This is a genomic window from Marinobacter daqiaonensis (assembly GCF_900115285.1).
GTDB lineage: Bacteria > Pseudomonadota > Gammaproteobacteria > Pseudomonadales > Oleiphilaceae > Marinobacter > Marinobacter daqiaonensis.
This window is the reverse complement of the sequence record NZ_FOYW01000001.1, coordinates 848,399-861,154: the sequence shown is the minus strand read 5'-3', so window position 1 is coordinate 861,154 and position 12,756 is coordinate 848,399. Positions and strand designations below refer to the sequence as shown.

At 61.0% G+C, this 12,756-nt stretch carries 12 protein-coding genes and 1 pseudogene; 2 read left to right on the top strand and 11 right to left on the bottom strand.

The window, feature by feature from the left end; translation table 11 throughout:
* Positions 1-17 precede the first annotated feature (17 nt).
* Together BM346_RS03995 and BM346_RS03990 are read right to left on the bottom strand one after the other, a co-directional pair.
* Complete coding sequence (locus BM346_RS03995; RefSeq protein ID WP_092009084.1) at positions 18-1,043, bottom strand: polysaccharide deacetylase family protein; 1,026 nt, start codon at positions 1,041-1,043, stop codon at positions 18-20.
* A complete protein-coding gene (locus BM346_RS03990; RefSeq protein ID WP_092009082.1) occupies positions 1,037-1,726 on the bottom strand; it encodes a DNA-J related domain-containing protein in 690 nt (229 codons plus the stop codon). The genes BM346_RS03995 and BM346_RS03990 overlap by 7 nt, the downstream gene beginning before the upstream one ends.
* A 133-nt stretch (positions 1,727-1,859) precedes the next feature.
* Here BM346_RS03990 and ttcA point away from each other — a divergent pair, with 133 nt between their 5' ends.
* Positions 1,860-2,765: a tRNA 2-thiocytidine(32) synthetase TtcA gene (gene ttcA, locus BM346_RS03985; RefSeq protein ID WP_092009080.1), complete on the top strand. Its 906-nt coding sequence runs from the start codon at positions 1,860-1,862 to the stop codon at positions 2,763-2,765.
* A gap of 249 nt (positions 2,766-3,014) precedes the next feature.
* Here ttcA and BM346_RS03980 read toward each other — a convergent pair whose 3' ends face one another.
* From BM346_RS03980 to ccoN, 9 genes and pseudogenes are all read right to left on the bottom strand, one after another.
* Positions 3,015-3,698 (bottom strand): sulfite exporter TauE/SafE family protein, encoded by a 684-nt coding sequence (locus tag BM346_RS03980; RefSeq protein WP_092009078.1) that lies wholly within the window; start codon positions 3,696-3,698, stop codon positions 3,015-3,017.
* Complete coding sequence (gene ccoS / locus BM346_RS03975) at positions 3,695-3,949, bottom strand: cbb3-type cytochrome oxidase assembly protein CcoS (RefSeq protein WP_092009076.1); 255 nt, start codon at positions 3,947-3,949, stop codon at positions 3,695-3,697. The genes BM346_RS03980 and ccoS overlap by 4 nt, the downstream gene beginning before the upstream one ends.
* Before the next feature lie 41 nt (positions 3,950-3,990).
* A complete protein-coding gene (locus BM346_RS03970; protein ID WP_227662904.1) occupies positions 3,991-6,444 on the bottom strand; it encodes a heavy metal translocating P-type ATPase in 2,454 nt (817 codons plus the stop codon).
* Entirely contained in the window at positions 6,437-6,973 is a 537-nt protein-coding gene (locus tag BM346_RS03965; protein WP_092009075.1) for a FixH family protein, read from the bottom strand. The genes BM346_RS03970 and BM346_RS03965 overlap by 8 nt, the downstream gene beginning before the upstream one ends.
* Before the next feature lie 49 nt (positions 6,974-7,022).
* Entirely contained in the window at positions 7,023-8,465 is a 1,443-nt protein-coding gene (gene ccoG, locus BM346_RS03960; protein ID WP_092009073.1) for a cytochrome c oxidase accessory protein CcoG, read from the bottom strand.
* Between the two features lie 148 nt (positions 8,466-8,613).
* On the bottom strand, positions 8,614-9,504 hold the full coding sequence (gene ccoP / locus BM346_RS03955; protein ID WP_092009071.1) for a cytochrome-c oxidase, cbb3-type subunit III: 891 nt from the start codon (positions 9,502-9,504) through the stop codon (positions 8,614-8,616).
* Positions 9,501-9,695: a cbb3-type cytochrome oxidase subunit 3 gene (locus BM346_RS03950; RefSeq protein WP_092009069.1), complete on the bottom strand. Its 195-nt coding sequence runs from the start codon at positions 9,693-9,695 to the stop codon at positions 9,501-9,503. The genes ccoP and BM346_RS03950 overlap by 4 nt, the downstream gene beginning before the upstream one ends.
* A gap of 5 nt (positions 9,696-9,700) precedes the next feature.
* Positions 9,701-10,309: a cytochrome-c oxidase, cbb3-type subunit II gene (ccoO, locus tag BM346_RS03945; protein ID WP_092009067.1), complete on the bottom strand. Its 609-nt coding sequence runs from the start codon at positions 10,307-10,309 to the stop codon at positions 9,701-9,703.
* Positions 10,310-10,324: 15 nt separating this feature from the next.
* A pseudogene (gene ccoN, locus BM346_RS03940) lies at positions 10,325-11,757 on the bottom strand (cytochrome-c oxidase, cbb3-type subunit I).
* A gap of 300 nt (positions 11,758-12,057) precedes the next feature.
* Here ccoN and BM346_RS03935 point away from each other — a divergent pair.
* Positions 12,058-12,714 carry an alpha/beta family hydrolase gene (locus BM346_RS03935; protein ID WP_092009065.1) on the top strand — a complete coding sequence of 219 codons (657 nt, stop codon included), beginning with the start codon at positions 12,058-12,060 and terminating at the stop codon, positions 12,712-12,714.
* The last annotated feature ends 42 nt before the right edge of the window (positions 12,715-12,756 follow it).

Below are 12,756 nucleotides of genomic sequence, written 5' to 3'. Positions count from 1 at the left end.
GCCGCGGCAGGAGCCGGTCAATCCTCCGGCTGGCTCAGGTCCACCCATTGCTGCGACAACCAGTAGAAGCGACCGTCACCGACGGGATAGGTACAGTTGTAGCGGAAGCGCCGGCTATCGAACGCCTCCCCGGCCTGGATCGATACGGTCTGGCCCTGGTGGTCGATATCGATGCGGCCCTGGCCGGAGGCGAAACAGTTCAGGGCCCGGGGTTTGAGAGGCTCTGGCAGGGTCATTTCGAGGACCGGGGGGTTGTTCCCGACAATACCATCGGGCAAATCCCCGGCGTCCACCGGCAATGCCCGGCTGCGGAGTTTGTCTGGCAGCGCTTCGGGCTGGCCATAGGCGGTGGCCATGGGAAAACGGGGCAGGCGGGTAGGATGCGACGTAGCCCCTACGGCCCCGGATTGCTGGCCGTAGCCATACCAGCCCCGCGCCGCGACCATGCTCTCCAGGGCTTCGTCGTACTCTCCATAGGGGTAGGCGAAGAGGGCCTGGCCGGCTCCGAGTCGCTCCTGGAGGATTTCCTGGGCCCTGTCGAGACTCCTCGCGGCGCGCTCCTGCCAGTGTTTCAGGCTCTCATCGGGACGCCGCGCCAGGTGGGCGTGATCGTGGCTGTGGTTGGCGATCAGGATATGGCCCCGCTCCTGGGCGGCCTGCAACTGCTCCCAGGTCATGTATCCCGGTTTGCCCACCGCATCGGTGTTGACGAAAATTGTATAGGGGTAGCCGTGGGCCTCCAGCATGGGCGCTGCTGTTTCCCAGACGGACTCATAGGCGTCATCGAAGGTGATAGCCACCTGCTGGCGGTCGTCGAGGTGTCCGGCCAGCGCATCCCGGGTTCCCTGATCCAGGGGGACTACCTCCAGGTCCAGCCCCTGGATGGTCGCCAGCTGCTGGCGGAAAAGTCCCACCTCGGTACTGGTGGCGGCCGGGGTCTGGTCGCTGATGTGATGATACTGCAGCACCACCAGGTCGGCATGGCTCACCGTGGAACTGAAGGTAAGGACGAGGCCGAGCGCGACCGTGGATCGAGTCAACATGTTAGCTCTCCGTGACGGAAATAGTGTCGCAGGGTTGCGAAAGCGTCGTTCAGGCGCTGGACGTCGCCGGTATTGCCGCCCCGGTCGGGATGGGCCTTCATCACCGCACGCCGGAAGCGGACTTTCACCTCGGCGAAGTCGGCCGGTAACTGGTTGAAACCGAGGGCGATCGCCGCCTGTTCGGCGGCACCGCGGCGAGGCCGCCGGGCGGTGCGGCCCGCCCAGAAGTCATCCACCATCCGGTGGACCTCGTCCGCTGGCATCTCGTACTGATCGAGGTCGAGGTAGAAGGCCCGCAACGGGTCGGCCTGGTCCGGGACACCGGTGCCCGCAATGGTATCCGGCGTCGTGAGGGAAATGGACAGCGGCGATATGGAGAGAACTTCGCCGGTGCCCGCCAGCTCGTCCCGCAACCGGTAGAGGACATGGAAAAGCAGGAAGTGAACCGGATACAGGGCTGCGGGATTGGCATAATCCACCTTGCCCAACAGCTCCCACGGCGGGGCCTGCAGTTGGCGGATGAGCTCCAGCTCCGAGAGGCCGCTCCGTGCCTGGCGGAGGCAGGCTTCTACCGCGGCGGTCAACAGCTGAATACGGTGCTGGAGCGCCTGCCTTGCCTGTTGCCCGGAGTCCGGGTGCGCGGCTTCACGCTCCGGCCAGTTATCATCAGAATGGTCGGTCATGGTGCTATGGTATGACACCGCCAGCGGAATCCCAAACCGGTTCCTCGATGGGTTTCGGTTTTACCGGTCCTGACGCGGACGCTATGTCTCCGGTATAATCGCGTCCTCTTTAACCAACGGTAACAGGTTGAGTATGTCTGATGTGATGACGGCCGAGGCCATTGATGTTCCGGTAACCGAGGCAGAGCGCAAACAGAAGCTCGGGCTGAACAAACTGCAGAAGCGTCTGCGGCGGGAGACCGGGCAGGCCATCGCGGATTTCCGGATGATCGAGGCCGGCGACCGGGTCATGGTCTGCCTGAGCGGGGGCAAGGATTCCTACACCATGCTGGATATCCTGATGAACCTTCAGAAGAGCGCGCCGGTGCACTTCGAGCTCATTGCCGTCAATCTCGACCAGAAGCAGCCAGGCTTCCCCGAGCATGTATTGCCGGACTATCTCTCGGGCCTGGGAATTGAATACCACGTCATCGAGAAAGACACCTACAGCATCGTCAAGGACAAGGTGCCAGAGGGCAAGACCACCTGCGGGCTGTGTTCCCGCCTGCGCCGGGGGATCCTCTATAATTTCGCCGAGGAGCACGGCATCACCAAGATTGCCCTGGGACATCATCGTGACGACATGCTGGAAACCCTGTTCCTGAACATGTTCTACGGCGGCAAGATGAAGTCGATGCCACCGAAACTGTTCAGCGACGATGGCCGCAATACCGTTATCCGGCCACTGGCCTATTCCCGGGAGAAAGACATCGCCCGCTATGCCGCCATGCGGAAGTACCCGATCATTCCCTGTAACCTCTGCGGCTCACAGGAGAACCTGCAACGCCAGGTGGTAAAGGACATGCTCCAGCAGTGGGACAGACAGCATCCGGGCCGCATCGAATCCATGTTCCGGGCCATGTGCAACATCGAGCCCTCCCACATGGCGGACACCAGCCTGTACGACTTCGAGAAAGGCACCCGCAAGACCGGTCAGGCCGACGTCCAGAGCGCCGGACCGGAGCCCGACTTCGGGCGCCTGGATGTGCTGAATCTCTGATTGTTTTGCCGCGGAATCCGCGAAAGGACGCGGACATAAAGAAGGGGTTAGCCACGGAAGAACACGGAAAAAAAGAATAAAAAAAGATTTTCCACGGACGACGAGGAGACTCGCGGAGGAAAAGCTCCAAAAGCCAGAGACGCTTTTTGTTTCCTTTGTCTTTGCCGTATTTAGTCTTTCCTTCCGTGGTTTTCGTGGCTAATCTTCTTTGCTTTTTCTTTTCTTCCGCGAGTTCCGAGGATTCCGCGGCTAGGAAACCCAGGCCCCCCAGGGAATGGTCCATACCCCGAATCCCACCATCATCGCGCCGGCAAACTGGCGGAACCAGCGGTTGGTTCGCAATTTCTGGATCCAGGTGGCGGCCAGGCCCGTGGCAAACATGGAAGGCAGGGTTCCCAGGCCGAAGAAGAGCATGGTGCCGGCTGCAGCGGTGGTGGTGGGTTGAAGGACGGCCCAGCCCAGGGTGCTGTAGACCAGCCCGCATGGAAGCCATCCCCACAGGGAACCTAGCATCAGGGCCTGGAGCGGGTTGCGGACCGGCAGCACTCTGGCCGTCAACGGCTGCAGCCGCCGCCAGACCGGTGCGCCGAGCCGCTCGACGTGGCGGATTCCGTACCACCACTGGCCCATGGACAGGCCCATCAATATCAGCAGCATCCCTGCTCCGGCTCTCAACACCGGTCCCAGCATGGCCCATTGATTGGTGGCGCTGACGCTGAGCAATGCCACAAGAGTCGCGATCAGTACATAACTGCCGATTCGGCCGCCGTTGAAAGCCAGCAACATCGTCAGCTGACGCAGACGGAAGCCCGGGCCCACGGGGAGGGCCATGGACAGTGACGCGCTGATGCCTCCGCACATGCCGAGGCAATGGGTGCTGCCAAGCAGGCCGATCAGGAAGGCGGCAGGATAGCTCAGGGCCAGTTCGTTCACGGGTGCTGTCCGTGGTCTCCGTCGTCGCCGGCCCCGCCCTTGCGCTTACCTGCCTCTGGCTGGCCACCCTCCCGATCCCGGGGCTGTTTGGCGTCGTCGGGAATCATGTCTTTGTCGTCGTCGTAGAGAATGCGGTGGGCGGGGCCATCGAGGTCATCGTACTGGCCGTTTTTCACCGCCCAGTTGAACAACAGGACACCGGCGGTAACCAGTAACAGGGCGATGGGTATGAGTATGAGCAGGATGTTCACGGGATGTACCCCCCTGGTTTGATTCGACGAATACAGAGCACCTAGCGCGCAGCCAGGGGCGCAAGCGTGGGCTCTTCGGAACGATGGCCGGAACGCCGCTGGTAGCCAAGCCGCAACGCGTTGAGTACCACCACCAGCGAACTGGCAGACATGCCAATGGCCGCCAGCCAGGGCGGAACCAGGCCGGCGGCGGCAGCTGGCAGGGCAAGAAGGTTGTAGCCCAGGGCCCACATCATGTTCTGACGGATCACCCGGCGGGTCTTTTCACTGGTGGCAATGGCGTTCACCAGTTGGGTCAGGTGGCCACTGAGAAGCACTGCGTCGGCCCTCAGCTGGGTGAGGTCGGTACCGCTGCCCATGGCGACAGAAACCGTTGCTCCCGCCATGGAGGGAAGATCATTGAGTCCGTCCCCCACCATCATGATCCTGCGGCCCTCAGCTGCCAGTTGCTGCAGGCGCTCCAGTTTTTCTTCCGGGGAGGCGCTGCCGACCGCCTCGTCGATACCAAGCTCACCGGCCACTCGCTTGACGTGTCCGGACCGGTCCCCGCTGAGCATGACCGTGCGGATGCCCATGGCCTGGAGCTGGGTTATTGCATCGCCGGCGTCCTTACGGACGCGGTCGTCGATGACAAAGCTGGCGACAACACGACTGCCCATGGCGAGCCAGAGATCGATACCACGGTTGTCATGGGAGGGTTCAATGGTGACTCCCGTTCTGGCCTCGATAAACTCCCGGTGACCGATAACCACCGTCTCGCCGTCCAGTTCACCGGCGAGACCCTGACCCAGGTGGTTTTCCACCGAGGTCACCCCAGCCCGGTCGCGCTGGCTGAAAACCTTTGCAATGGGATGCTCCGAGTGCTGTTCCAGCCCGGAAGCCACCCGAAGGGCGGAGGCTTCATCCAGATCGCCGTAGGTCCGCACCGCCACCAGGTTGAGACGGCCTTCGGTCAGGGTGCCGGTCTTGTCGAATACCACCGTATCCACTGTGCCCAGGGATTCGAGAGTGTGACCGCGGGTGGGCAGAAAACCGAGCCGGCGCAGCCTTACGGTGGCGCTGGTAATGGCGGTGGGCGTGGCCAGCGAGAGCGCGCAGGGGCAGGTGACCACCAACACCGAGAGGGTGATGTCAAAGGCGTTGTCGGCGCCGGCAAGCCACCAGCCGATCCAGACCAGGGGGGCGATGATCAGGACGCGGCTGACGAATATCGCGGCTATCCTGTCGGCCATGCGGGCGACGCGGGGCTTCTCCGACTGCACCCGGTCCAGTATTCGCAGAATGCCTGAGAGCCGGGTCCGGGACCCTGCCGACTGAACCTCGATTTCAAGGGGGTTTTCGCCGTTGACGCTGCCGGCAAAGACCTTGTCTCCCGGGTGGTGGGATTCCGGCAGGTATTCACCGGTAAGAGCGGCCTCGTTGAGAGTGGAGTAACCGGATCGGATGATGCCGTCCACCGCCAGGGTTTCCCCGGGCTTTACCTGGATCCGGTCCCCTGCTGCAAGCTGATGCGCGGCGACCACTTCGGTACCGTCGGCTGTGATCCGTGTCGCCACCCGGGGCTGGTAGTTCCCCAGCGCCTTGCCGGTCAGGCCGGCCCGATAGCGGGCCCTGGTCTCGATAAAGCGGCCCAGGGACAGGAAGAACGTGAACATGCAGACGGACTCGAAGTACACCTCGTCGCCACCGGTAAAGGTGACCCAGGTGCTGGCGCCATAGGCCAGGCCGATCGCCGTGGCCACCGGCACATCCATGGTCAGGTGGCGGCTGCGAATGTCCCGCACGGCATTGGTGAAAAAAGGCCGGGCGCTGTAGAGCACCACCGGTGTGGCCACCAGCAGGCTGAACCAGCGAAACAGCTGGACGAATTCCGGCGACAGGTCGTTGATGACCCCAAAGTAGAGCGGCACCGCCAGCATCATGGTCTGCATGGTGCCGATGCCGGCTACACACAGCCGGATGATGGCGGAGCGGCTTTCCGCTTTCAGCGCTTCCTCCGCCTCGTCGGCATGATAGGGCGACGCCGTGTAGCCCAGCTCGTGAATACCGGTCAGTATGTCGCTCAGACGGCTTTCTTCCGGAGACCAGACCAGCCGCGCCCGCTGGGTGGAATGGTTGATGGTGAAACTGATCACACCGGGGTATCGACCGATGTGTTTTTCCAGCAGCCAGATACAGGCCGCACAGGTGATGCCACCGACCAGCAGCTGGGCCTCCTGGCCACCCTTTACAGGATAGACAAAGGACTCCTGTGCGGCTGGATGGTCAAGCTGGCGGAGACGGTCGAGATCGGCGGCAGTGAGAGTGCGGGGAGTGACCGCCGGTTCTGTGCGGTGCTGGTAGAAACTGTCGAGACCTTCTGCGTGGATGGTTTCGAAAACGGCCCTGCAGCCATGGCAGCAAAACGCCCGATCCGGTTTTGCCGGATCGGGCACGATGGCTTCGGCGGGCCTTACCGGCTCACTGCAGTGGTAACAGGCCTGGATGTCAGCCACGGTCCGTTTCGTCAGGGCGAAGCGTGAAGCCGGCGTTGGAGGGCAGGCTCACTTCGCCCTTGATGCGCCATTCGTTGGCGGGGTCACGCAGGTCGAGGTACCAGCGGCCTTCGATGTTGCCGGGTACCTGGGCGCGGTAATATCCACCACCCTGTGGCTGGAGCTGGAGCACCCTGTCCTTGTCCGAGAGGGTGGGGTGGAACAGCTGCAGCGTCAGGTAGTCATGGTGCCTGGCTCCGGATTCGCGAGCATCCAGCTGCAGCAACAGCTCATGGGTGCCCTGGCTGACGGTGGCGGTGAGGCCCAGCTCCGCCGCCCGGATGTCACGGGTCAGGGACTGGTTGATTCCCCTGCCTTGCTTGGAATAGTCGTCCACCACCATGGAGTTCTCGCTGGTGATGGCAAGTGTGATGGCGACAATACAGTAGCCCACCGACATGGACGGGAACAGGATCAGAAACCAGAGCCAGGGCTGGCGGTACCAGGGGCGGCTGGCTTCGTCGGATTGGACGGTTGCGCTGTGTGACATACTCGGACTCTTCTGCAATCTTCGGGAGGACCCTGCCCCGTTCACGGGGCTAGCGGGGTCTTGGACCAACAAATCGGCTTTCAGTTTCCGCCGATAGCTGCGGATTTTCGAGGGCTTCCACACGGAAGCTTATGGTGGTGTTGATATCCTCCAGTTCTGCGGGGTCAACCTCCACCACCGTGGGCACCGACCTGACTTCGCCGCTGTCCACGGTGACCGGCTCATCACCTTCAATAAGCCTGGCGCTATCGATGCCGCTGACGGCCACCTGGAATTCCTGGGACGAATCCGTCATGTTGTGGATCTTCGCGGTATAGGTATTCTCCACCAGGCCGCGACTGTTGAAACTGAACAGCGCGCCCCGGTCCCGAATGACATCCAGGCCCAGGGGAACCCGGGTCGCAATGGTGAACGCCACCGCGCCAATCATCAGCACAAGCACTGCACCGTAGCCAAACGTCCGCGGGCGCAGCAATTTTGACGGCCGGCCCTCGAGTTCGTTCTCCGTGGTGTAGCGAATCAGGCCCCGGGGATAGTCCATCTTGTCCATGACCGTATCGCAGGCGTCGATACACAGGGCGCAGCCGATACACTCATACTGGAGACCGTCGCGGATATCGATACCGGTCGGGCATACCTGGACACACAGGCCGCAATCTATGCAGTCGCCCAGGCCAAGCTCTTCCCGGTCCGCGGACTTCTTGCGGCTGCCCCGGGGCTCGCCCCGGTTGGGATCGTAGGAGACCACCCGGGTGTTCCGGTCAAACATCACGGACTGGAAGCGGGCGTAAGGGCACATGTACAGGCATACCTGTTCCCGCATCCAGCCGGCGTTGAGGTAGGTGGCAACGGTGAAGAAACCCACCCAGAAATAGGCCCAGCCGTTGGCATCGAGAGTGAACAGATCAGCCAGCAACTCGCGGATGGGATAGAAATACCCGACGAAGGTTATGCCTGTCGCCAGGGCGATAAGCAGCCAGGCACCATGCTTCGCCGACTTCCTTGCCATCTTTTCAGGGGAGTTCGGCGCCTTGTCCAGTTTCATGCGCTTGTTGCGGCTCCCCTCGATCCGCTCCTCCACCCACATGAAGATAAAGGTCCAGACGGTCTGGGGGCAGGTGTACCCGCACCAGACCCTGCCGAACAGGGTAGTGATGAAAAACAGTCCGAAGGCGCTGATGATCAGCATCGCCGCCAGCAGGAAAAAGTCCTGGGGATAGAAGGTGGCACCAAAGAGATGGAATTCCCGGGCGGGCAGGTCAAAAAGGATCAGTGGCTGGCCATCAACGGTGATCCAGACAAAAACGAAATACATGCCCATCAGGGCCATCAGGCTGAAGAAGCGAATCCGCTGGAACAGCCCGGTGATTTCCCGAACGTATATCTTCTTTCGGCTGGCGTAGAGATCGACGGTTTCCGGCTTTTTCTTGTTGTTGTCGGAGGGGCCGTCAGTGTTCGGGTCTATCTGTTTGACCGGAATCTGACTGCTCATCATTACCTCCCGAGGGCTTTGGCCGTACGATCAGTCCGCAACGCGGCATCGATCCCGGCCGGGGGGATCCTTTCAAGCCTGGGCCCGCACTGGAGCAGACCCAGGGTTGAAAAGACCGGGCACCGGGGACAACCGGTGCCGGTTTGGATCAATTGGACAGCTGGTAAACGTAGGCTGCCAGAATCTGGATCTGGGCATCGCTCAGGCGGTCGCTCTGGGCGGGCATTACGTTCTGGCGGCCATACAGCACGGTTTCCTCGATCCATTCGTAGGTGCTGCCGTACAGCCAGGCATCATCCTTCAGGTTCGGCGCACCGAGAGCCTTATTGCCCTCAGCATCCGCTCCGTGGCAGGCCACGCAGCCCTGGGCATATACCTCTGCACCGGCTTCGGCAGCTTCCTTGTCCTTTTCCCGGCCACTGAAGCTGAGAACGTAGTTCACCACCTGGTCCACCTGCTCGGCGGTCATGTTGGGCATGGTGCCCTTGGCAGGCATGTTGCCCTGCCGCCCGTTGTGCAGGGTTTCCAGGATATCCTCCGGCTCGCCCCCATACAGCCAGGCGTCATCGGTCAGGTTGGGGAAGCCGATGGAGCCACGGCCGGCGGACCCATGACAGACCGCGCAGTTGTTCAGGAACAGCCGCTGGCCCATACGCATGGCCTGGTCGTCCTGTGCCAGTTCCGTGACCGGCGTGTCGGCGTACTTGTCGTAAAGCTCGCCGAAACGGGCCTCCGCCTGCTGGACCTCTTCCTCCCACTGGTTTTCCTGGCTCCAGCCGAGAAAGCCCTGGAAATTACCCAGGCCCGGGTACAGCGCAAGATAGCCGAGGGCGAACACACAGGTTGCCACGAACAGATAGTACCACCACTTCGGCAGGGGATTGTCGTACTCCTCAATGCCATCGAAGGAGTGACCTACGGTTTTTTCGGTTTCGGTATCGCTAGTCTGGCCCTTGCGAGTGGCCCACAGCAGCCACCAGCAACCAAAAATGGTACCGAGCACGATCACACTGATCCAGATGCTCCAGAAGGAACTCATTGTTTCTTCTCCGTCTTATCCTGTTTTTCCTGTTGCACAGTACGCTCGGCGATTTCGTCGTCATCGAATGGAAGCTGCGCGGCTTCGTCGTTCTTCTTCTTGCGGTGGGCGCTGTAGGCCCACCAGACTATTCCGAAGAAGACCAGCATGACCAGAATGGTCTGGATGCCGCGGAAATCGTTGATATCCATCTGAATCACCGCTTGCTTGAGATCACTGTACCCAGCTGCTGCAGGTAGGCGACCAGTGCATCGATTTCAAATTGACCCCGAACCTCTTCCTCGGCGGCGGCAATCTGCTCGTCGGTGTAGGGAACACCGAGTGTCTGCAGAGTCTTAAGCTTGCCGGCGGTCTTGGTGTGGTCTACACGATCCTCGAACAGCCAGGGGAAGCCGGGCATGTTGGACTCGGGTACCACGCTGCGGGGATCGTACAGGTGCATCCGCTGCCAGGAGTCGGAATAACGACCACCCACCCGTGCCAGGTCTGGCCCGGTCCGCTTGGAGCCCCAGAGGAAGGGGTGGTCGTAGACGAACTCGCCGGCAACGGAGTAGTGTCCGTAACGCTCCGTTTCAGCCCGGAAGGGACGGATCATCTGGGTGTGGCATACGTGGCAGCCTTCCCGGATGTAGATATCCCGGCCTTCCAGTTCCAGCGGACTAAGAGGTTCAAGGCCTGCAACAGGCTCGTTGACTTCCTTGGAGAAGAACAGAGGCACCACCTCGGCCAGGAAACCGCCACTGATCGTGAGCACGATCAGCACGATCATAATACCGATGTTCTTTTCGATAATTTCGTGTTTCATCTACATCTCTCCGGGTCAGGCGGCCTGCGCGGCGCTGTTGTCCAATGCGACGGCATCTTTCTGGCGGATGGTCATCCAGACGTTCCAGGCCATGACCAGCATACCGGCCAGGAAGATCGCGCCACCGATAAAGCGCACGACGTAGCCGGCCCATGAGGCTTCAAGTGCTTCCACGAAGCTGTAGGTCAGGGTGCCGTCGTCATTGACCGCCCGCCACATCAGGCCCTGCATGATGCCGTTGACCCACATGGCAACGATGTACAGAACAGTACCCACTGTCGCCAGCCAGAAGTGCAGGTTGATCATGCTGGTGCTGTACATCTCCCGGATGCCCCAGAGCTTCGGAACCAGGTGATAGACGGCACCGATACTGATCATGGCAACCCAGCCCAGGGCACCGGAGTGAACGTGACCGATGGTCCAGTCGGTATTGTGGGACAGGGCGTTCACGGTCTTGATGGACATCATCGGGCCTTCAAAGGTGGACATGCCGTAGAAGGACAGGGAGACCACCAGGAAGCGGAGGATCGGGTCCGTACGCAGTTTGTGCCAGGCACCCGAGAGGGTCATCATGCCGTTGATCATGCCACCCCAGGAGGGGGCCAGTAGAATCAGGGACATGACCATGCCCGCGGTCTGGGCCCAGTCAGGCAGGGCGGAGAGTAATGCAGGTGGTGACCGCCGGCCCAGACATAGGTGGCAATCAGGGCCCAGAAGTGAACAATGGAGAGGCGGTAGGAGTAGACCGGCCGGTCAGCCTGTTTCGGCACGAAATAATACATCATGCCCAGGAATCCCGCGGTCAGGAAGAAACCTACGGCATTGTGGCCGTACCACCACTGCATCATGGCATCCGTCACGCCCGCATAGGCGGAGTAGGATTTGAAGGCAGAGGCAGGCAGGGCCATGCTGTTGCCGATATGCAATATCGCAACAGTAATGACGAAGGCACCATAAAACCAGTTTGCTACATAAATGTGAGGCGCGCTGCGCTTCATGATGGTGCCGAAGAACACCAGGCCGTAGCTGACCCACACCACCGCAATGGCGATATCGATCGGCCATTCCAGTTCGGCGTATTCCTTGGAGGTAGTCAGGCCCAGGGGCAGGGTAATGGCGGCTGCAACAATGATGGCCTGCCAGCCCCAGAAGGTAAAGGCAGCAAGGCTATCGGAGAACAGGCGCGCCTGACAGGTACGCTGTACAACGTAATAGGACGTTGCAAACAGTGCACTACCACCAAAACCGAAAATCACGGCATTGGTATGCAGGGGCCGCAGGCGACCGAAGTGGGTCCAGGGCAGGTCGAGGTTCAATTGTGGCCAAGCCAGCTGCGCTGCGATCAGCACACCCAGGCCCATACCCACAATACCCCATACCACTGTCATGATGGCGAACTGCTTCACCACCTTGTAGTTGTACGTCAGGTTTGCGTCTACAGTGCTCATAGCCTTACCAATGGATTCAGGGTGGGGAAAGAAATCGGCGCAAGTATGGAGAAACGATGACCCGTTTGCAATGACTCAGGTCAACTCTGTCTGATACCGTAATCCCGTCTAAATCAGTGTGATGGCGAATGTTTCAGGAAGTTCTGCGTCACATAATCCACTGGATTTTCAGAGATTCATCAAGAATTCCGGTACTTCCGCCGGATCCTACGGTTTTGTCCCGGCGCTGCCTTGTTTGCGGAGGGCCCGGACAGGTAAAAAACAAGATAGCTTCACGACATTAAGGAGTCCACTGGAACTGTGTCCGACTGGATTTTTTCCCCCGCCCTCCACAGCACGGGCCCGGCGCCCGTCGTCCTGCTTGCCCACGGTGCCGGAGCCGGCTGCCGGGGCCCCTTCATGGACACCCTGGCAAAGGCCCTTGCGACAAATGGTCTCAGTGTCGCGCGGTTCGAGTTTCCTTATATGCAGAAATTCCGGGAAGACGGCCGTAAGCGGCCCCCGGATCGTCGGGCCGTGTTACTGGACTGTTTCGAACGAATGGTGGCCGACCTTCGTCGGGAAATCGGTACCGCTCCGGCCCTGCTTGTGGGCGGCAAATCCATGGGCGGTCGAATGGCGTCCCTGCTGGCGGCGGACCCGGACAGGGCGAAGGGAATCGACGGTGTGATGTGCTTTGGTTACCCGTTTCATCCCCCGGGCAGGCCCGACCGATGGCGAACCGGGCATCTTGGCGACCTTCAGGTTCCCATGGCGGTGTTCCAGGGAACCCGCGACCCCTTTGGCAGGCCAGAGGAGCTGGCCTGCCAGCCGCCCCTGCCCGGGAGGGTGACCGTGCACTGGCTTGAAGGCGGCAATCATGACCTTCGCCCCCTCAAGCGCCAGGGTATCGGCGAGGATGAACTGATCCTGCAGGCGGCCCGGGGCGCGGCTGATTTTGTCGCCGCAATGCGGTAGCCTTGGCGCCCGACGATTCGTCACAGCTCTGACCAGGACACT

Bases quoted from the DNA above. Each gene is read 5' to 3' on its own strand.
- BM346_RS03995 (WP_092009084.1), bottom strand. From the start codon at position 1,043: ATGTTGACTCGATCCACGGTCGCGCTCGGCCTCGTCCTTACCTTCAGT.
- BM346_RS03990 (WP_092009082.1), bottom strand. From the start codon at position 1,726: ATGACCGACCATTCTGATGATAACTGGCCGGAGCGTGAAGCCGCGCAC.
- ttcA (WP_092009080.1), top strand. From the start codon at position 1,860: ATGTCTGATGTGATGACGGCCGAGGCCATTGATGTTCCGGTAACCGAG.
- BM346_RS03965 (WP_092009075.1), bottom strand. From the start codon at position 6,973: ATGTCACACAGCGCAACCGTCCAATCCGACGAAGCCAGCCGCCCCTGG.
- ccoG (WP_092009073.1), bottom strand. From the start codon at position 8,465: ATGAGCAGTCAGATTCCGGTCAAACAGATAGACCCGAACACTGACGGC.
- ccoP (WP_092009071.1), bottom strand. From the start codon at position 9,504: ATGAGTTCCTTCTGGAGCATCTGGATCAGTGTGATCGTGCTCGGTACC.
- BM346_RS03950 (WP_092009069.1), bottom strand. From the start codon at position 9,695: ATGGATATCAACGATTTCCGCGGCATCCAGACCATTCTGGTCATGCTG.
- ccoO (WP_092009067.1), bottom strand. From the start codon at position 10,309: ATGAAACACGAAATTATCGAAAAGAACATCGGTATTATGATCGTGCTG.